At 43.4% G+C, this 17,395-nt stretch carries 25 protein-coding genes; 21 read left to right on the forward strand and 4 right to left on the reverse strand.

Features of this window, described 5'->3' with window-relative positions:
- Positions 1-35: 35 nt before the first annotated feature.
- The gene (mntR, locus tag J2Z37_RS20410; RefSeq protein WP_209812164.1) at positions 36-464 is read left to right on the forward strand and encodes a transcriptional regulator MntR; all 429 of its coding nucleotides are present in this window, start codon (positions 36-38) and stop codon (positions 462-464) included.
- Between the two features lie 143 nt (positions 465-607).
- Here mntR and J2Z37_RS20415 read toward each other — a convergent pair whose 3' ends face one another.
- On the reverse strand, positions 608-955 hold the full coding sequence (locus tag J2Z37_RS20415; RefSeq protein ID WP_209812165.1) for a hypothetical protein: 348 nt from the start codon (positions 953-955) through the stop codon (positions 608-610).
- Between the two features lie 58 nt (positions 956-1,013).
- Entirely contained in the window at positions 1,014-1,964 is a 951-nt protein-coding gene (locus tag J2Z37_RS20420; RefSeq protein WP_425340344.1) for a DUF1385 domain-containing protein, read from the reverse strand.
- Between the two features lie 186 nt (positions 1,965-2,150).
- On the opposite strand from J2Z37_RS20420, the gene cccB reads away from it, so the two are divergent.
- The 4 genes from cccB (at position 2,151) to efp (ending at position 4,996) form a co-directional block, all read left to right on the forward strand.
- On the forward strand, positions 2,151-2,510 hold the full coding sequence (gene cccB, locus J2Z37_RS20425) for a cytochrome c551 (protein ID WP_209812166.1): 360 nt from the start codon (positions 2,151-2,153) through the stop codon (positions 2,508-2,510).
- 335 nt (positions 2,511-2,845) lie between these two features.
- Positions 2,846-3,295 carry a type II 3-dehydroquinate dehydratase gene (aroQ, locus tag J2Z37_RS20430; protein WP_209812167.1) on the forward strand — a complete coding sequence of 150 codons (450 nt, stop codon included), beginning with the start codon at positions 2,846-2,848 and terminating at the stop codon, positions 3,293-3,295.
- On the forward strand, positions 3,292-4,353 hold the full coding sequence (locus J2Z37_RS20435; protein ID WP_209812168.1) for a M24 family metallopeptidase: 1,062 nt from the start codon (positions 3,292-3,294) through the stop codon (positions 4,351-4,353). The genes aroQ and J2Z37_RS20435 overlap by 4 nt, the downstream gene beginning before the upstream one ends.
- A gap of 85 nt (positions 4,354-4,438) precedes the next feature.
- A complete protein-coding gene (gene efp, locus J2Z37_RS20440) occupies positions 4,439-4,996 on the forward strand; it encodes an elongation factor P (RefSeq protein ID WP_209812169.1) in 558 nt (185 codons plus the stop codon).
- A gap of 125 nt (positions 4,997-5,121) precedes the next feature.
- Here efp and J2Z37_RS20445 read toward each other — a convergent pair whose 3' ends face one another.
- Positions 5,122-5,736, reverse strand: a complete 615-nt coding sequence (locus J2Z37_RS20445) for a CD1247 N-terminal domain-containing protein (RefSeq protein ID WP_209812170.1) — start codon at positions 5,734-5,736, stop codon at positions 5,122-5,124.
- A gap of 125 nt (positions 5,737-5,861) precedes the next feature.
- A complete protein-coding gene (locus J2Z37_RS20450) occupies positions 5,862-6,137 on the reverse strand; it encodes a YqhV family protein (RefSeq protein ID WP_209812171.1) in 276 nt (91 codons plus the stop codon).
- Between the two features lie 147 nt (positions 6,138-6,284).
- Here J2Z37_RS20450 and comA point away from each other — a divergent pair, with 147 nt between their 5' ends.
- From comA to J2Z37_RS20530, 16 genes are all read left to right on the forward strand, one after another.
- Positions 6,285-7,097 (forward strand): phosphosulfolactate synthase, encoded by an 813-nt coding sequence (gene comA, locus J2Z37_RS20455; protein WP_209812172.1) that lies wholly within the window; start codon positions 6,285-6,287, stop codon positions 7,095-7,097.
- Positions 7,094-7,810 carry a 2-phosphosulfolactate phosphatase gene (locus J2Z37_RS20460; protein ID WP_209812173.1) on the forward strand — a complete coding sequence of 239 codons (717 nt, stop codon included), beginning with the start codon at positions 7,094-7,096 and terminating at the stop codon, positions 7,808-7,810. Before comA ends, J2Z37_RS20460 begins: the two co-directional genes overlap by 4 nt.
- A gap of 64 nt (positions 7,811-7,874) precedes the next feature.
- The gene (locus J2Z37_RS20465; RefSeq protein ID WP_245204023.1) at positions 7,875-8,327 is read left to right on the forward strand and encodes a DUF441 domain-containing protein; all 453 of its coding nucleotides are present in this window, start codon (positions 7,875-7,877) and stop codon (positions 8,325-8,327) included.
- A gap of 305 nt (positions 8,328-8,632) precedes the next feature.
- The gene (gene spoIIIAA, locus J2Z37_RS20470; RefSeq protein WP_209812174.1) at positions 8,633-9,589 is read left to right on the forward strand and encodes a stage III sporulation protein AA; all 957 of its coding nucleotides are present in this window, start codon (positions 8,633-8,635) and stop codon (positions 9,587-9,589) included.
- Positions 9,589-10,104: a stage III sporulation protein SpoIIIAB gene (gene spoIIIAB, locus J2Z37_RS20475; protein ID WP_245204036.1), complete on the forward strand. Its 516-nt coding sequence runs from the start codon at positions 9,589-9,591 to the stop codon at positions 10,102-10,104. Before spoIIIAA ends, spoIIIAB begins: the two co-directional genes overlap by 1 nt.
- A gap of 84 nt (positions 10,105-10,188) precedes the next feature.
- Positions 10,189-10,392, forward strand: coding sequence for a stage III sporulation protein AC (gene spoIIIAC, locus J2Z37_RS20480; RefSeq protein ID WP_209812176.1), 204 nt, complete (start codon positions 10,189-10,191; stop codon positions 10,390-10,392).
- A 16-nt stretch (positions 10,393-10,408) separates the two neighbouring features.
- On the forward strand, positions 10,409-10,798 hold the full coding sequence (gene spoIIIAD, locus J2Z37_RS20485) for a stage III sporulation protein AD (protein ID WP_209812177.1): 390 nt from the start codon (positions 10,409-10,411) through the stop codon (positions 10,796-10,798).
- 49 nt (positions 10,799-10,847) lie between these two features.
- The gene (gene spoIIIAE, locus J2Z37_RS20490; protein WP_209812178.1) at positions 10,848-12,020 is read left to right on the forward strand and encodes a stage III sporulation protein AE; all 1,173 of its coding nucleotides are present in this window, start codon (positions 10,848-10,850) and stop codon (positions 12,018-12,020) included.
- 9 nt (positions 12,021-12,029) lie between these two features.
- Positions 12,030-12,725 carry a stage III sporulation protein AF gene (gene spoIIIAF, locus J2Z37_RS20495; protein ID WP_209812179.1) on the forward strand — a complete coding sequence of 232 codons (696 nt, stop codon included), beginning with the start codon at positions 12,030-12,032 and terminating at the stop codon, positions 12,723-12,725.
- A 1-nt stretch (position 12,726) separates the two neighbouring features.
- Positions 12,727-13,362: a stage III sporulation protein AG gene (spoIIIAG, locus tag J2Z37_RS20500; protein WP_209812180.1), complete on the forward strand. Its 636-nt coding sequence runs from the start codon at positions 12,727-12,729 to the stop codon at positions 13,360-13,362.
- 13 nt (positions 13,363-13,375) lie between these two features.
- Positions 13,376-13,942, forward strand: a complete 567-nt coding sequence (locus J2Z37_RS20505) for a SpoIIIAH-like family protein (RefSeq protein WP_209812181.1) — start codon at positions 13,376-13,378, stop codon at positions 13,940-13,942.
- 156 nt (positions 13,943-14,098) lie between these two features.
- Positions 14,099-14,608 carry an acetyl-CoA carboxylase biotin carboxyl carrier protein gene (gene accB / locus J2Z37_RS20510; protein ID WP_209812182.1) on the forward strand — a complete coding sequence of 170 codons (510 nt, stop codon included), beginning with the start codon at positions 14,099-14,101 and terminating at the stop codon, positions 14,606-14,608.
- A gap of 15 nt (positions 14,609-14,623) precedes the next feature.
- Positions 14,624-15,976 (forward strand): acetyl-CoA carboxylase biotin carboxylase subunit, encoded by a 1,353-nt coding sequence (accC, locus tag J2Z37_RS20515; RefSeq protein WP_209812183.1) that lies wholly within the window; start codon positions 14,624-14,626, stop codon positions 15,974-15,976.
- Positions 15,977-16,036: 60 nt separating this feature from the next.
- A complete protein-coding gene (locus tag J2Z37_RS20520; RefSeq protein WP_209812184.1) occupies positions 16,037-16,441 on the forward strand; it encodes an Asp23/Gls24 family envelope stress response protein in 405 nt (134 codons plus the stop codon).
- Between the two features lie 100 nt (positions 16,442-16,541).
- Positions 16,542-17,105 carry an alkaline shock response membrane anchor protein AmaP gene (gene amaP, locus J2Z37_RS20525; protein WP_209812185.1) on the forward strand — a complete coding sequence of 188 codons (564 nt, stop codon included), beginning with the start codon at positions 16,542-16,544 and terminating at the stop codon, positions 17,103-17,105.
- A 19-nt stretch (positions 17,106-17,124) separates the two neighbouring features.
- Positions 17,125-17,343 (forward strand): DUF2273 domain-containing protein, encoded by a 219-nt coding sequence (locus J2Z37_RS20530; protein ID WP_209812186.1) that lies wholly within the window; start codon positions 17,125-17,127, stop codon positions 17,341-17,343.
- Positions 17,344-17,395: the final 52 nt, after the last annotated feature.

The raw sequence follows: 17,395 nt of genomic DNA on the forward strand, positions 1-17,395 counted from the left end.
GATAGACTGGCTGCAGTTGATTTGGGGGGATTATTTTGGCAACGCCAAGCATGGAGGACTATCTCGAACAAATATATAAACTCATCGAAGAAAAAGGCTATGCTAGGGTTTCTGACATTGCTGAAGCTTTGTCTGTTCATCCTTCCTCTGTTACAAAAATGGTTCAAAAACTCGATAAAAGCAAATATCTTATTTATGAAAAATACCGTGGTTTGGTGCTTACTGCCAAAGGAAAGAAGATCGGTAAACGGCTTGTTGACCGACATACTCTGCTGGAAGAATTTCTAGGAATTATTGGTGTTTCCGAAGACCAAATTTATGAAGATGTTGAGGGGATTGAACATCACCTAAGTTGGGATGCTATTACCTGTATTGAATATCTTGTACAGTATTTTAATGAAGATATGACCAGAAAAGAGGATTTGCACCGGTTGAAAGAAATGGATGAATTAACGGAGAAATAAAGGAGTCATCAATAAAGGGTAGACCCCTGGCCAATTTTATAGGATAGCACCAAAATAAGGGATAACTCCCAGCTCGGACTAAAAAGCTGGAGGTTATCCCTTTGTAGTTCAACAAAATTTAACGGGGGTCTCCCCCCTTTTTCTTACATATGGGATCTTTTCTCTTTGTCCTTATCCTTTGACCCTTTTTTATTGCCACCGGAAATCACTTTAAAAGGAATATCACGTGAAGACCTTTTTAGCTTGGTTAACTTATGAAGCTCTGACCTGCTCATTTTGCCTTTTTTCTTTTGATTGCGCAACGCTCGTTGATAGCCGTTGTCTTTCTTTTCAGACCTGCCGTTCATAAAGCGGTTTAGCATATAGACAACAGCAATCGCAAACAAGATACTTAAAATAACCATGGTTGGATTGGATTGCAACATGACGACTAAACCGACCGCAGCCAATGAAAATAAGACAACCAAAAACAGCTTATTGTTAGTGGTCATAGGCTTCACCTCATCCTCACATTATGGGGATCCCGTTACCGCTGGCAGGAATTATTCTTTATCCTGTGAAGGCAATGGGGCTTGTTTCATAAGTCCGGTCTAATTCCTGCATCTTTTTAAAAGACGCAATGGCCACCTCAACTTGCTTATCTTCGGGTTCTTTAGTGGTTAGTTTTTGCAATAATAAACCAGGATACCCAAGTAAGCGAAGAACTGGAATATCACGAAGCTTATTGGTAAATTGAAGCACTTCGTAAGATGCACCTATCACTAAAGGAAGCAGCAAAATTCGTTGATAGATCCGTTCCCATAGACTATCGTAATGGAAGAAGGAATAGATGATTACACCAATTAGTACAGTAAAGATGATAAAGCTACTCCCGCAACGATAATGCAAAGTGGAGAATTTTTGAACATTTTCTACGGTCAATTCCACTTCTGCTTCATAAGCGTTAATCACCTTGTGTTCTGCCCCGTGGTATTGAAACAGACGCTTCATTAAAGGAGTTTGGGAAATAGCATAAAGGTAGACGAGAAGTAAAATAATTTTGATTCCACCCTCAATTAGATTCTGTAATATATTGTTGGTGACCCATTTCATAAAGAACAGGTCAGCTAGGATGGCCGGTACAACGGTAAAAATTAATTTTCCAAATACCAAGGATAAAATTCCGATCACGGCCACTCCAAGAATCATGGACAAGGAGCTTGATTTGTTTTCTTCCTGCTCGGATGATTGTTCCTCGCCAGGTTCTACACCATATCTTTCACTAGAAAAATTCAAATGCTTGGATCCATTGGCACTTGCCTCAACCAAGCCAACGATGCCGCGAAGCAAAGGCACTTTTTTCAATTTGTTAGCGAATGGATTCTGCTTCTTTTCTTCATGAAAATATTCGATTGTGTCGTCTTTTCTGCGGACAGCGGTAACTGTCACCTTTCTTCCGCCAAACATGACACCCTCAATAACTGCCTGCCCTCCGTACTGCATCGGTTTCTGTTGTGACAATTTGTAACACCATCCTTTGCTTATATTTTACAACATATAGAGCTGTTTTTTCCAGTGGATAATCAGCAGTGGATTGTGAATATTTACTACTTGACAATTTTGTGAACAATTTTAGAACTTTTTAGGATGGGTATTTTCATATCGGGTAATGATAAGTATGATGAAGCCTAGGGGAGGTGATTTGACATGAAGAAATTTTCACTTGCAATTGTTTCTTTAGCTTTAGTTGGGGCATTGGCAGCTTGTGGTGGCGGTGGGGAACAGGCACAACCAGCACCTGCACCAGCAGAAAACAATGCTGGAGAAAGTGCTTCCGCTGGGGGGGATACAGCCGCAGCTGAAGGTTTATACAAGAATTCTTGCGCAGGATGCCACGCAGCAGATTTGTCCGGAGCAGTTGGACCAAATCTACAGCAGGTTGGAGCAAGATTATCCGAGCAAGATATTTTAGGGGTTATTGAAAATGGAAGAGGCGGAATGCCACCAGGTGTTTTAAAGGGTGATGACGCTAAAACTGTTGCAGCTTGGCTTGCAACCCATAAATAAGGAAAGAAAAATCGGGATGGTGACATTCCGATTTTTTTGTTGTGCCATTTAATTCTTCATTTAGGTAATACTAAGGAATAATCTTTGTAATGAAATCATCCCTTTTTTCTGTAGATATGCTAAAATTGGCATGAAATTCTAAATTTATGGTACTGTCATTTATATCCGGCATTAACGGGCAGTAGACCCCCTTTCAAATTTTTTTGAAACAAAGAATGAAATGGGGGATAACTGCCCGTAAAAGCCCGATAAGTGCAACTAACCATCAGGGGGGATTAAGGCTCTAAGGCTCCCCTTCTAATGGAAGTTTACTTTATAGGAGGTACAGATATACTATGCCAATTATTCTTGTCATTAACGGACCCAATTTAAATCTACTGGGCAAAAGAGAACCGCATATATACGGTTCTGAAACTTTAGCCGATGTCGAGGAAAAGGTAAGTCGGGTAGCTTCAGAAATGGGGGACTGTGAACTGATTTTTTTCCAATCGAATCATGAAGGGCAAATCGTAGATAAAATTCATGAGGCTTTTGGAGCCTATGATGGGATCATTATCAATCCAGGGGCATTTACTCATTATAGTTATGCTATTCGCGACGCAATTTCAGGAGTAAGCGTACCGACGATTGAAGTCCATTTATCGAATATCCACACTAGGGAAGAATTCCGCCATCATTCCGTCATTGCACCTGTTGCTGTTGGACAGGTGGTTGGTTTCGGGACAATGGGGTATGAATTGGCCCTGCGGGGATTACTTACGATGATAAAGGGGGTTAAGGGGTGAAAGGACGATTACAGACAGTACGCGGACGGCTTCAAGAAAAAGGGCTTGATGCTTTGCTAATCACGAGTCCTTTTAATCGCAAATATTTAAGCGGTTTTACAGGGACCTCCGGTTATCTTTTGATCACCATGGATAGGGCTGTCTTAATCACCGATTTCCGCTATATCGACCAGGCAACTGAACAGGCGTCTGAATATGAGATTGTGAAGCATAAAGCAGCGATCCTCGATGAAGTAGGCGTCCAGATCAATCGGCTGAACATCCATAAAATTGGCTTCGAAAAACAGTTTGTTTCCTATTCTCTTTATGAGGGACTCAAGAAGCTATCCAGTGAATGGGTCGGGGTGGGCGGACTCGTCGAAGAAATTCGCATGATAAAATCTGAGGATGAAATCCAGATTATTAAGGAAGCCTGTGAAATTGCCGACAAAGCATTCCAACATATTACCGGATTTATCCGCCCTGGTGTAACGGAACGTGAGGTCGCGCTGGAGTTGGAATTTTTTATGCGTAAGCTGGGAGCGGATTCGGTTTCTTTTGATACGATCGTTGCTTCAGGGGAGCGGTCTGCATTACCACATGGGGTCGCAAGCCCAAAAGTGATCCAATCAGGTGACCTGGTTACCCTGGATTATGGTGCTTACTATAAAGGATATGTTTCTGATATCACGAGGACCGTTGCTGTTGGGGAGCCATCCGAAAAGCTTAAGGAAATTTACGATATTGTGCTACAAGCCCAATTAGCAGGAGTATCCAAGATTAAAGCAGGTTTAACGGGGCGGGAGGCAGACGAGATCACTCGATCGATCATTCGGGATGCTGGTTATGGAGAATATTTTGGACATAGTACTGGACACGGAATAGGACTTGAAGTCCATGAGGGTCCTGGGTTATCATCTAAAAGTGATATTTTCCTTCAGCCAGGTATGGTGGTCACGGTCGAACCCGGGATTTACATCAGTAACCTAGGCGGCGTACGGATTGAAGATGATGTTGTGATTACAGAAAGTGGTTGTGAAATCATCACCCACTCGCCAAAGGAACTACTTATTTTATAAGATGCCCTAAAGGACAACTAAATTGTTTGCGAAAGAAAGTCAAAACGACGTAGAGCGCAAACGACAGATGAAGGAGAGAAAGCTAATGATTTCAGTAAATGATTTTCGGACAGGTTTAACGGTTGAAGTAGACGGTGATCTTCTACAGGTTATCGAGTTTCAGCATGTAAAACCTGGAAAAGGGGCCGCTTTTGTTCGTGCAAAACTGAGAAACTTAAGAAATGGCGGGATTAAAGAAACAACTTTCCGCGGCGGGGAAAAAGTTAGTCGTGCCCGTATTGAAACTGCGGAAATGCAATACCTCTATGCAAGTGGTGACGAGCACGTTTTCATGAATACAGAAACCTACGACCAAGTAGGCATTCCTGCTTCTCGTTTGGAAAGAGAGCTCAAATTCCTTTTGGAAAACATGATGGTATCTATTATGCAATATGAAGGTGAAATCATTGGGATCCAATTGCCTAACAGCGTTGAGCTGACAGTAAAAGAGACCGAGCCAGGAATTAAAGGGGACACTGCTTCAGGTGGTAGCAAACCCGCCACTTTGGAAACAGGGTTGGTTGTTCATGTACCTTTCTTTATTAATGAAGGCGATAAGCTGGTTATTGATACAAGAACAGGGGATTATATTTCAAGAGCTTAAGGTGGGAAGGCTGACTCTAGAGATGGGGTTGGCCTTTTTTTGACCAATCTGAGATCGGATATTCACCACAAAAAAGAGCACTATGAGATAAAGCAAAAGCTCATCCCATTGGTGCCCTCCTCATTTTACCCACGCTCATCCATAATATAATGGTCAAAGTCCTCTGTGACATCCACATCGTCATTTACTAAGATGACTTCGTGGCATTCCGGGCAAAGGACCTCTGCGACCATATCATCTTCAAAGATATCCTGGTCTACTGCCACAAGTTCTTGACATGTTGGACATTCGATTTCGAAATAACCTGTATCATCATCGTCATACATCGAAACGTCATCCAAGTCGCTGTAAGTATCGTCTACGTAGATGATATCGCTGTCATCGTCATCATCAAAATAAATGAGGTCATCCGCATCATAAATTTCCTCATCGTCCATATCATCTATATCTTCATATAGTTCCTCATCGTCTTCATCTAAAAAGAGGAAATCCTCAACATCATCCAAATCTTCATCTATTGCTACAACGTATTCTTCCACATCGGCAAGATCCTCGTCCAGAGCGTCCAAATATTCCTCTTGCTCGTCCATTCGTTGATGGAGGGTATGGATGGTGTTCACCATTTGTTCCATGCATCCGATCATTTCATGTAAAACGCGGCCTTCTTTTGTATTGCTGGAGATATTAAGTCCACTTATAAGACCCTGCATGTAGGCAATTTGTCTTTCTAACTTATCCATTCCGGCGACCTCCCTTAACCATTTTTGCCACCCTTGTGGTCTTTTCTAGTATGCGTTAGCGCGTACTGTTTTACACCGACAAACTGGAAGGAACAAATAGAAAAGGGGTCAACCCATCTGAACACTTACTTACTTTTAATACCGATCAAAATAAAAGCGACGCCGAGCAGGATCCAAAGGATTTTCCCAAATGATATTTTGTCAGCAATCCCGATTAATCCAATTGTCGTTGTGGCAATCAACACAAGGGGTCCTACCAGGGCTAAGGAACTGTTAATGATTAATGCTTTATCAATTTGATTGAACTTTAACATGAGTATGGCTGCTGTAATTTCTATACTTCCCGAAAGTATCCGCAAGATCGCCATCCCGAGTACGGCTTTTTCAAATAAGTGGAACATCCTTTATCCCTCCAACGCTCTATTCTCACCAGTAATTTCTATGCAGCCAGGCCCACTTTTAAGACAAGTTCCTTCCTTAGGCATCTGTGCATATAGTGAAAAACATGGGATAAAGGGTATAACCCGGATGATAAGTGAGGAGAAAATATGTCGGGAACATTTGAATTTTATCCAACGAGCAGTCTTCACGACCCAGCAGGGGAAAGATTGAAACCAGCGAAAGACAAAGGAATCACCATGGTGATTGATAAAGGGTTAGGTGTGCGTAGGTTAGAGGATCTCTTGGATACGGCATCATCCTACCTTGATTTTATAAAATTAGGATTTGGAACTACGGCTTTGTACCCGATACACGTTTTAAAAGAAAAGATCCAGCTGGCAAAGGCCCATCATGTTCCGATGTATCCAGGAGGGACTTTCTTTGAGATTGCATTTTATCAAAATAAGCTGAAAGAATACTTGACTAACGCAAGGGAACTAGGTTTCACAAAGATAGAAATCTCTGACGGAACGATTCACCTGAATCTTGACCAAAGACAATATGCCATCCAGTTGGCCAGAAGTTTTGGTTTTGACGTAATTACAGAATATGGAAAGAAACTTGCCGGGTCAACGATTGAAATTCAATCTTTAATCGAAACCATCGAGAACGATCTTTCCGCAGGGGCACAGTTGATTATTGTTGAGGGAAGGGAATCAGGGGAAAATGTAGGGATTTATGATGGACGTGGGAATCTTCGCAGTGATTTTTCCGAGTTGATTGAACAATTAAAGCCATATCAATCATACCTCATCTGGGAAGCCCCCAAAAAAAATCAGCAGGTGGAGTTGATCACCCGGTTCGGCCCGAATGTTCACCTTGGGAATATCGCTCCAGATGAAATATTCTCGGTAGAATCTTTACGGCGGGGGTTGCGTTCGGATACCTTTTTCCTAATTTCAGGGAGGGAGAATATTTGAAAGTAGATGTCGTTTCCAACGTGGACGAAGTAAAGTGGGAAGATATTAAAAATAAAGCGATTATTGTCATCGATGTATTAAGAGCGACAAGTACCATCATTACGGCCTTGGCTTACGGCGCAAAAGAAGTAATTCCAGTTGAAACCCTTGGGCAGGCAAGACAATATCGTGGGGAACAATATTTGCTTGCGGGGGAACGGTACAGCAAAAGGGTTTCCGGCTTTCCTTACGCCAACTCACCTACGGAAATCCAGCAAGCCCCTCTGCAAGGGGCAACCCTTGTCTTAACAACTACAAATGGAACCAGAGCGATTCAAAAATCACTCAAGGCAGAACTGATCGCCATTGGCTCTTTTCTCAATGGAACGGCCTGTGCTAACTGGGCCAGTGCCAATCAAAAAGACCTGACAATCCTTTGTTCGGGATCCCGGGGGAAATTTGCTTTAGAAGACGGTATGGCAGCGGGATATATCCTTAATCGAATGAACGAAAATGGAATAGACTTGCAAATCGATGATTTGGGGCAGGCGATGATGGCTGCTTATGAACATAACAAGGATCTGCTTCCAGAAGTTATGCAAACGACAGCCACCGGTCATCGTTTACTTCAGAACGGTTACCTAAATGATATCCTTTTTTGCGCACAGAGAGATTGCTTTTCATTCGTTCCGATCGTTTCGGATCATGCGATTGTCATTCATTTTTTAACCTAAGTAGAATAAATCGGATCCCCCCCTCATACATTCGTAAAGAAAAAGGGACAAGGGGTTGGTGGCGTTGAATGCAGAATTGTTGTTAGTCATCTTAATCATCATTGGTTTGGTTGGGAGGTCTAACGTCATTGCCACGTCCGCAAGTCTCCTATTGATCCTAAAGCTTACTTCTTTGGAACGACTCTTCCCCGCTGTAGAAAGAAGGGGACTGGAGATGGGCTTGCTTTTTTTGACCATGGCTGTTCTTGTTCCTTTTGCCAGCGAAAAAATCGGGTGGAAGGACGTTGTTCCGCTGTTGACTACACCCTATGGGTTGATGGCACTTGCAGGTGGTGCGATTGCCACCTATGTGAATGGAAAAGGGTTGGACCTTTTAAAGGTGGAACCGCAGATGATCGTTGGTCTTGTGATCGGCTCCATTTTCGGGATTATCTTTCTGAAGGGAATACCAGTGGGCCCGTTGATGGCAGCTGGAGTAACTGCGATGTTTTTTAAGTTGATTGAGTTATTTATGTAGGAAGGTAAAGATTTTGAGAGTAGGCCGGGCATTGCCCGGTTTTTGACGTAGAAGTATAAGATTTTTTGGTTCCCCTTTTTAATAAAATTGTGTGATCGGACTGGGGAGACCTTATTCGGGTAAAATCCTCCTTCTCTCCTCGCTTAAACGTTAGGGCACATAAAAAAAGCATATGGCAGCAACAAGGACCACCTTGGCTTCTGTTTTTCCGTGTTTTTCTGGTTCCTCTTTAGTCATAATTCCCCCTCTATCCTGCATAAACATGGAGTAATCATGGGACGAACTGTAGCAGGAGTGATAATACGATGGACACACAATTAATAGCCATATTACCGGGTCCCATCCGGCATTTGCTGCAAGGTGTTGCCCCGAATATTCAGAATCAATTGGAGGAAATACGCATCCGCCGTGAACAGCCCATTGAGTTAATTTTGGGGCAGGGTTCCCGATTTGTGTGCAGCAATGGTGAATTGACCAGTCATCCGGCAAAAGGATGGAAAGTGAATTCCCTAGAAATGGACAAGATGACCAACTTGATCAGCCAGCATTCCTTGTATGCCTTGGAAGAAGAATTAAAACGCGGTTATGTGACGATCACAGGTGGGCATCGTATCGGGATTTCCGGGAAAGCCATTTTGGAAAAAGGAGAAGTAAGAGCCATCCGGGATATTTCTTCTTTCAACATACGCATTGCAAGAGAAATGAAAGGTGTAGCACTGCCGATTATTCCTTATCTGCTGGGGCAAAAAAAATTCCTTAACACGCTGATTATCTCCCCGCCTCAATGTGGAAAAACAACCTTGCTTCGCGATTTGGCAAGAACGGTCAGTTATGGAAACGTCCACATGGCAGGGAAGAAGGTAGCGATCGTTGATGAACGTTCGGAAATAGCGGGCAGTGTCGGTGGGATCCCCCAGCGAGACGTCGGTCCGCGTACAGATGTGTTGGATGCCTGTCCCAAAGCTGAAGGGATCATGATGTTAATTCGTTCGATGTCACCTGAGGTGATTGTCTGCGATGAAATAGGCAGGCCAGAAGATGTGGTGGCGATCCAGGAGGCACTTAACGCGGGAGTAAGCTTAATTACTTCTGTGCATGGTTCAAACCTTGCAGATATCAACCGCAGGCCTACCATTCGTCAAATGATTGGGCAAGGGATGTTCCACCGCTACATTTTATTGGGAAGATCAAAGGGGGTTGGAACGGTGGAAGGTATATATGGGGAGAATTTTCAATCCCTGGAAAAGGTGGAATCCCTTTGATGAAAATAATTGGTGCACTCATTATTATTTTTTCCTTAACAATGATAGGTTTCCAGGCTGCTTCGATGTTTTCCAATCGCCCTAAGGAGATCAGAAGGATCATTATTGGTTTGCAGGTTTTGGAAACGGAAATCTGCTATGGCTCCACCGCATTGCCTCAAGCCCTGCTGCATGTTGCTAAACGAGTCCGCGGAAATGTAGGTGAGCTGTTTTATTTGGCCAGTGGATTTCTCACCCATTATGACGGGCTATCTACATCGGATTGCTGGGAAATGGCGATTGACAAGATGTGGGGAAAAACGGTAATGAAAAAACCTGAAAAAGAGATTCTTCTGCATCTCGGCAAGATCCTAGGACAGAGTGATCGATCCGATCAGCAGAAGCATATTCGTTTAGCTGTCATCAATCTTCAAAGTGAAGAAGAGGAAGCGAGAAATGATCAAAAAAAATATGAAAAGATGTGCAAGAGCCTCGGTTTTTTAGGGGGCATTCTCGCAGTCATCCTAATCTACTAGCCCTTTGCAGAAATTCTCTAAATTACTTAAGCAAGAAGCATCTCGACGTAGTAAAGAATCTACAGATGTAGGGGGGAAGAGGACATGCCTTTTGATGTGAATGCGATCTTTCAGATTGCCGGGATTGGAATCATTGTCGCGATGATCCATACCGTTCTCAAGCAAGCGGGAAAAGGAGAATGGGCGGAATGGATTACCTTGCTTGGGATCATTATTGTTTTGTACATGGTTGCCTCGTACGTGAGTGAATTGTTCCAGGAAATAAAGCGTGTGTTTCTTTTTAAATAGGTTGGGGTGAAGCCGAATGGATATTATCCAAATTGTCGGGTTAGGTTTGGTGGCAACGGTCTTAACATTAATTGTAAAGGAACAGAAACCGATGTTTGCCTTTATGATTGCAATGATCACGGGTATCATCATTTTCCTTTTCCTGATCGGAAAAATCGCCGAAGTGATTCAGATACTGGAACGAATGGCGGTTAGAGCTAATTTAAACATGATTTATCTGGAAACGATCCTAAAGATGATTGGCATCGCCTATATTGCTGAATTTGGAGCACAGATCGTGAGGGATGCTGGACAAGGAGCGATTGCTTCCAAAATTGAACTGGCTGGGAAGGTTTTGATTTTAGTCATGGCTGTACCCATTATTACCGTCATTATTGAAACGGTCATTAGCCTTTTTCCCTCCTAAAGCAAAGCGGGGAGAATATCCCTAAGCCATGAGATGAAGGATGATCTAGATGAAACGTGCAATCCTATTCCTACTATTTACTTTTTTTCTTCTTGCAGGAAATGTAGATACGGTCCGCGCGGAAGATGTGCAGGACAACTTCGTCCAGTCACAAATCGAACGGCTTGACTTAACAGAAGTGGAGAAATTTTGGACAGACCTTGTTAAAGAATACAAAGGATATCTTCCAGGAGTTGAACAGCCAGGCGTGATCCCTCTGATCATGAATCAGGAGGAAGGATTTTCTTTCAAAAGTCTCTTAACGGGTTTTTTAAAATATCTCTTCCACGAACTCTTGGTCAATGGAAAGTTGCTAGGCACGATCATCATTGTCACGGTCTTCGCGATGATCCTAGAGACGATGCAAAGTGCTTTTGAACAAAATACAGTGAGTAAAACAGCTTATGCCATTTCCTATATGGTCTTAATCATCCTGGCGATTAATAGTTTCCGGGTGGCAATCAGCTATGCAGAAGGCGCGATCGCGGATATGGTCAATTTCATGCTCGCCTTAATGCCGCTTGTCCTAACCCTGTTGGCCTCAACGGGCAATTTGACCTCTGTGGCTATGTTTCATCCTCTGCTGATCTTTATGATCAATGTAACAGGAACGATTATTTCCACGGTGATCTTTCCCTTGTTATTTTTATCTTCTATCTTAAGCATTGTTAGCTCATTTTCGGACAAGTATAAAGTGACCCAACTTGCCACTTTATTGAGAAATATTAGTTTAGGTCTATTAGGAGGCCTTCTGACGATCTTTTTAGGGATCATTTCTGTACAAGGGGCAACGAGTGCCGTGGCTGATGGGATTACTATTCGAACAGCTAAATACGTCACAAGCAACTTCGTACCGATCGTTGGACGGATGTTTTCAGATGCTGCTGATACGGTTTTAGGTGCTTCTTTGCTAGTTAAGAACGCGGTCGGGATGGTCGGCGTGGTGATCATCATCATCATTTGTGTGTTTCCTGCAATCAAAATTATCACTCTGGCACTTGTTTATAATTTTTCCTCGGCAATCATGCAGCCCTTGGGCAATAGTCCGATTATCGGCTGTCTGTCGACAATCGGAAAAAATATGATTTTTGTTTTTGCCGCATTGGCAACCGTTTGCCTGATGTTCTTTTTGGCACTCACAATCGTGATTACCGCAGCCAATATTTCTGTCATGGTGAGGTAGGTGAAGAAAATGATACATGCAATCAGCGGTTGGCTGCAAGGGATAATTTTATTGATTTTACTCGCCTCTTTGTTGGATTTGATTTTACCTAATTCGGGGGTGCAGCGTTACGTCAAATTTGTCATGGGGCTGTTGATTCTGCTAGCGATTATTACCCCGATTATGCAAATTTTTAAAACAGATTTGTCGCCGGAAAAGCTAGCTTTAAAGATTCTGCAGATGAATTCTGGGAACACCCAGGAAGGGTTACATCAGGTTTCGGCCAATGCCTCCAAGCTGGCTAGTGAAAATGATAAAGATGTACAAGTGTTTGTCCAAGAGCAGCTAGCCTCTCTGATCAAGGAAAAGGTGCAGGAAGATTTTGGAATTACTGTATCATCTATCAAGCTTTCCTTGCAAAAAGATTTGCAGATAGAACAGGAATATCCTGAAATTTCCTCCGTACAATTAATATTGGACAAAGATATGCTAGACCCAAAAAATGGAGGGGAAGAAAACAGCGGATCAATTGACCCTATTGAACCGGTAACGATTCAAGTGAGTGGAGAATCTTCTCAGTCAGCTTCCACGAACTCTAGCGATTCCGAGCTTTCTTTGGAACAAAGGAAGCTGCTTAATGAAATTGCCGAATACGTTGCATCCACTTGGAATATCGACCGAAGACAAGTTATAGCAAAAGTCGAGGGAACGAATAGGGAGGGTTAAGATGGGCAGAGAAGGATGGTTTTCGAAACTGAAAAAAAAATGGGGAAATGGGGAGGAGGGAGAAAAACGGGTCGGAACCTTTCAAAAATTGATTATCCTTGCTGGGGTTGGTGTTGCGGTGATGCTCTTTTCATCTTTCACCTCTATACAGCGGCAGGGATCAACAGAAATTCGTGGGCCGAATGAAACGGAACAAGCCGCACTTGCTGGAAAGGCCAAGCAGGAGGATCAGACCATGGCTGACTTTGAGAATATGTATGAAGCAGAGTTAAAGGACATCCTGGAAAAAATTGTTGGTGTAGGGGAAGTTTCCGTTATGGTTACGGTTGAATCTAGCGAGGAAGTCATTGTGGAAAGGGATGTCAATTCACGAAACCAAACAACCAAAGAGGTTGACCGGGAAAAAGCAACCCGGGAGATCCAAGAGGTTTCTAAAGACGAGCGCGTTGTTTTGGTACAAGGCCAGCAAGGGGAGCATCCCATCGTGGTGAAAAAAGTCGCCCCCAGAGTCCGGGGGGTACTGGTTGTAGCGAAAGGAGCGGAAAACATGAGGGTCAAGTCTTGGATTGCAGAAGCAGTCCAGAAGGCTCTTCATGTGGAACCGCATAAAATATCAATTCTACCAAAAAGAGGATGAGGAGGTTTTACTTATGGTATTAAAAAAGCAGACAGTTTGGCTCTTATCCATGCTCACGATCATGGTGGTTTTATCCGCCTACTATTTGCTGCAGGGTCCAGTCGAACAAGTCCCTGTAGCAACGGAACAGCTGAATCAAAAGGTAGATCCAACGCAGGAGGATGTACAAGTGGATAGTCAGCAAATTATGCCTCAGACAATGGAAGATCTAGTTGCCCCTGAAGCTTCCTCCGAAGATTATTTCTTGGCTATGAAAATGAACAGAGATGCACACAATTCTTTGAAAATGGAAGAGTATATGACCGTGATGACAAACGGGGATGCCAGTGCAGAAGCGATTACGGAAGCAAAAGATGGGTATGAGGAATTAACGACTATGCAGGAAACGGAAACAAATGTAGAAAATCTTATCAAAGCTATGGGTTTCAATGAAGCAGTGGTAATTGCCAAAGACGACAAGGTGAACGTCATTGTTCAAGCTGACAAGCTGGATCGAACCAAAGCTGTTGAGATTATGACCCTGATTTCCAAACATCTGGATGTGCCTGGTAAAAATGTAGTCGTTAGCTACAAGCAATAGGTAGAGGAGAAGGGGAAGCCTTTTCCTCTTCTTTTTTTTTCGTGGTCAGATCCCGTTTTAAAAGATGTGCGGGTAAATTGTACCTAGGCAGGAAGAATGTGATATAATACATCATATCTGGTGACCATCCAGTATGAATGAGGAGTGGACAAAGCAATGTTGAAAATTCATGAATTAAGAGAAATTATACGGTTAATTGATCAATCTAGTATTCAAGAGTTTGAATTGGAAAACGAAGGAAGTAAGGTGACGATCCGGAAACCTGGCCATTCGACTGTGCAGGTAGTAGAACAGCCTGCATCTGTACAAGTGGTTCAAACTGCACCGGCCGCACCTATTACTGAGCAGCCAGTAGTGCAAGAGAAAAAAGAGGAAGTGGCTCCGCAACCAGTCGTTACGGCGCAGGTTCAGGCACAGGAAGAAGAGCAATTACATAAGATTGTTTCCCCGATGGTTGGAACATTCTATTCTAAGCCTGAGCCGGGTGCCCCTACATACGTACAACCTGGCGACAAGATTAATGCTAATACCATCGTTTGTATTGTGGAAGCTATGAAGCTGTTTAATGAAATTGAAGCAGAAGTATCCGGGGAAATAGTAAAAGTGCTTGTCCAAGATGGACAGCTAGTCGAATACGGTCAACCCCTTTTTCTTGTTAAACCATAATAAGGGGGAATGAACATGTTTAAGAAAATATTAATCGCCAATCGCGGGGAAATCGCTGTACGGGTCATTCGTGCTTGTAAAGAGATGGGGATTTCCACGGTTGCAGTCTATTCTGAGGCGGACCGTGAAGCCCTGCATGTCAAAATGGCTGACGAAGCATACTGTATCGGACCAACAGCGTCCAAAGACAGTTACTTAAATATAACGAACCTAATTAGTACGGCGAGTTTGACCCAGTCGGAAGCCATCCATCCGGGATATGGTTTTCTAGCGGAAAATGCTGATTTTGCAGAGATCTGTGAAGCTTGTGGGATTACTTTTATAGGCCCATCTCCAGATGCAATTAGTAGAATGGGTGCAAAGGCCGTTGCTCGGGAAACGATGAAAGAAGCAGGAGTTCCTACGGTACCGGGCACGGAAGGGTTGATCGATGACATTAATGAAGCGGCAATAGTTGCCAAGGAGATAGGCTACCCGGTCATTATTAAAGCTACCGCAGGCGGTGGCGGAAAAGGGATGCGTGTCGCGAATGATGAGGAAGAACTGCGAAAATCCATCCGCCAAGCCCAGAAAGAAGCGGAAACTGCATTTGGTAATGCAGGTGTCTATTTGGAGAAATATTTAGAAGAACCACGCCACGTCGAAATCCAGATCATGGCTGATAAGCACGGGAACGTGGTCTACTTGGGTGAGCGAGATTGTTCCATCCAACGCAGACATCAGAAATTAGTGGAGGAAGCTCCTTCTCCTGCCCTTGATGAAGGCCTTCGCCGCAAGATGGGGGAAGCCGCAGTATTGGCAGCTCGGGCTGTGCAGTATAGCGGTGCAGGGACAGTTGAATTCTTGTTGGACAAACACGGATCTTTCTATTTTATGGAGATGAACACGCGGATCCAGGTTGAGCATCCTGTGACCGAGATGATCACAGGTATTGATCTGATTAAGGAACAGATTTTGGTAGCCGCGGGGGCGCAGCTTTCCTTTGCACAGGAAGATATCCAGATTAACGGATGGGCTATGGAATGCAGGATCAATGCAGAGAATCCAGCCAAGAACTTCTTGCCATCCCCAGGAACGGTCACCGATTATCTACCTCCCGGGGGGTATGGGGTACGGATCGATAGTGCGGTTTATCCAGGCTATAAGATTACTCCTTTCTATGATTCCATGGTGGCTAAGGTCATTGTATGGGGGAAAGATCGAGATGAAGCTATCCATCGGATGAAAAGAGCTCTCGACGAATTTATCATTGATGGTGTGAAGACAACCGTTCCTTTCCATCAAAAGCTGCTCGAACATGAAGATTTTGTACAGGGGAACTTCAATACAAAGTTTCTCGAAACCCATTCAATTAAAGTGGAAGATTAACAGAAAGTTTGTAAAATATGGGCTGAATTGTTATAATGAGAGTGGGAGGTGCTGACAATTATGGAAATGATTGCAGATTATGAAAAGACCGATTTAGGACGGATTGAGATTGCTCCTGAAGTGATTGAAGTAATTACTGGTTTAGCTGCTTCTGAGGTTGAAGGTGTAGCCCACATGAGCGGCGGTTTTGTGGGGGACATCGCAGAGAGACTCGGACGGAAAAACCTTGCAAAAGGTGTCAAAGTCGAAGTAGGAAAGAAAGAAGCTGCTGTTGATGTATATCTAATTGTTGAGTATGGTTACAAGATCCCTGAGGTGGCACGCAACATCCAGGATAACGTTCGAAATGCCATTGAAAATATGACTGGTTTAAGAGTTGTGGAAGTCAATGTTCACATTGTAGATGTTGAATTTAAGAGTGAAAGAAAACTGGACGTTGAGGAACCACACCAACGTGTACGATAAGTTGGTACAAAGAAAGACCCCTTAGTGGGGTCTTTGTTTTCACGGGCTAAAAAATAACGGAAAAGCACCTTTTTTCTTAAGCAGAGGAGGTTTAGGGATCTTGAATTTGTTCGACCGGATGATCCTAACTTTGTACAGCTTGGCACTTACCGTACTGTCCATTGGCGCAATAGCTGTACTTCTGCGCCTCATTCCATGGGAAGTTGTTTCGTCCCAAATGGAGATGATCTATTACGCTGGGGAAATGCGCTACGCTTATCTAGTTGTCGCAATCATCTTTTTTCTCATGAGCCTAAAGTTTTTGTTCCAAGGATTCAAGCGCAGCAATGACCCCACTTCAAATTCTATTTTTCAACGGACAGATCTCGGGAACGTAAGCATTTCTGTTGCCACAATGGATACTATTGCCTTGAAGGCGGCACGCCGGGTGCGGGGTGTTCGAGAAGTGAAAACTAGCATTAAAGCTGATGAGACGGGAACCTCCATCGTCTTAAAGGTTTCTGTGGATGGGGAAACTCCAATTCCGGAAATTATCAACGACATCCAAAAAGCCGTCAAGCAACAGGTGGAAACTGTTGTTGGTATCGAGGTTAAAGAGGTTGATGTAAAGGTTACAGAAGTTGCGAATAATCAGCATGCTGCCCGATTGAGCCGTGTGGAATGAGTGAACGGGGGGGTACCTTATGTTTTGGGAGTTAGTACGGGAACACTTGGGTAAAATCACAGGCATTTTAGCAGGTCTTCTCTTAGGGTTCCTCTATTTAACATTTGGTTTTTTTGATACGCTAGTCATTTTTGTCTTTATTTTAGTTGGTTTTTATTTTGGCAGGAAGTTTGATAACAGGGAAAATTTGCTGGATGTGTTAGACCGGATTTTACCGGGGAAGTACACGAGGCATTAATTTTGGGAGGGCTCGGGCCTTCCTCTTTCCATTGATGGACAAGACCCAGTTG

The organism is Ammoniphilus resinae, assembly GCF_017873965.1.
Lineage (GTDB): Bacteria > Bacillota > Bacilli > Aneurinibacillales > RAOX-1 > Ammoniphilus_A > Ammoniphilus_A resinae.

Coding starts and splice junctions, on each gene's coding strand:
- J2Z37_RS20415 (WP_209812165.1), bottom strand. CDS start 955: ATGACCACTAACAATAAGCTGTTTTTGGTTGTCTTATTTTCATTGGCT.
- cccB (WP_209812166.1), top strand. CDS start 2,151: ATGAAGAAATTTTCACTTGCAATTGTTTCTTTAGCTTTAGTTGGGGCA.
- aroQ (WP_209812167.1), top strand. CDS start 2,846: ATGCCAATTATTCTTGTCATTAACGGACCCAATTTAAATCTACTGGGC.
- efp (WP_209812169.1), top strand. CDS start 4,439: ATGATTTCAGTAAATGATTTTCGGACAGGTTTAACGGTTGAAGTAGAC.
- J2Z37_RS20445 (WP_209812170.1), bottom strand. CDS start 5,736: ATGGATAAGTTAGAAAGACAAATTGCCTACATGCAGGGTCTTATAAGT.
- J2Z37_RS20450 (WP_209812171.1), bottom strand. CDS start 6,137: ATGTTCCACTTATTTGAAAAAGCCGTACTCGGGATGGCGATCTTGCGG.
- comA (WP_209812172.1), top strand. CDS start 6,285: ATGTCGGGAACATTTGAATTTTATCCAACGAGCAGTCTTCACGACCCA.
- spoIIIAA (WP_209812174.1), top strand. CDS start 8,633: ATGGACACACAATTAATAGCCATATTACCGGGTCCCATCCGGCATTTG.
- spoIIIAB (WP_245204036.1), top strand. CDS start 9,589: ATGAAAATAATTGGTGCACTCATTATTATTTTTTCCTTAACAATGATA.
- spoIIIAC (WP_209812176.1), top strand. CDS start 10,189: ATGCCTTTTGATGTGAATGCGATCTTTCAGATTGCCGGGATTGGAATC.
- spoIIIAD (WP_209812177.1), top strand. CDS start 10,409: ATGGATATTATCCAAATTGTCGGGTTAGGTTTGGTGGCAACGGTCTTA.
- spoIIIAE (WP_209812178.1), top strand. CDS start 10,848: ATGAAACGTGCAATCCTATTCCTACTATTTACTTTTTTTCTTCTTGCA.
- spoIIIAF (WP_209812179.1), top strand. CDS start 12,030: ATGATACATGCAATCAGCGGTTGGCTGCAAGGGATAATTTTATTGATT.
- spoIIIAG (WP_209812180.1), top strand. CDS start 12,727: ATGGGCAGAGAAGGATGGTTTTCGAAACTGAAAAAAAAATGGGGAAAT.
- J2Z37_RS20505 (WP_209812181.1), top strand. CDS start 13,376: ATGGTATTAAAAAAGCAGACAGTTTGGCTCTTATCCATGCTCACGATC.
- accB (WP_209812182.1), top strand. CDS start 14,099: ATGTTGAAAATTCATGAATTAAGAGAAATTATACGGTTAATTGATCAA.
- accC (WP_209812183.1), top strand. CDS start 14,624: ATGTTTAAGAAAATATTAATCGCCAATCGCGGGGAAATCGCTGTACGG.
- J2Z37_RS20520 (WP_209812184.1), top strand. CDS start 16,037: ATGGAAATGATTGCAGATTATGAAAAGACCGATTTAGGACGGATTGAG.
- J2Z37_RS20530 (WP_209812186.1), top strand. CDS start 17,125: ATGTTTTGGGAGTTAGTACGGGAACACTTGGGTAAAATCACAGGCATT.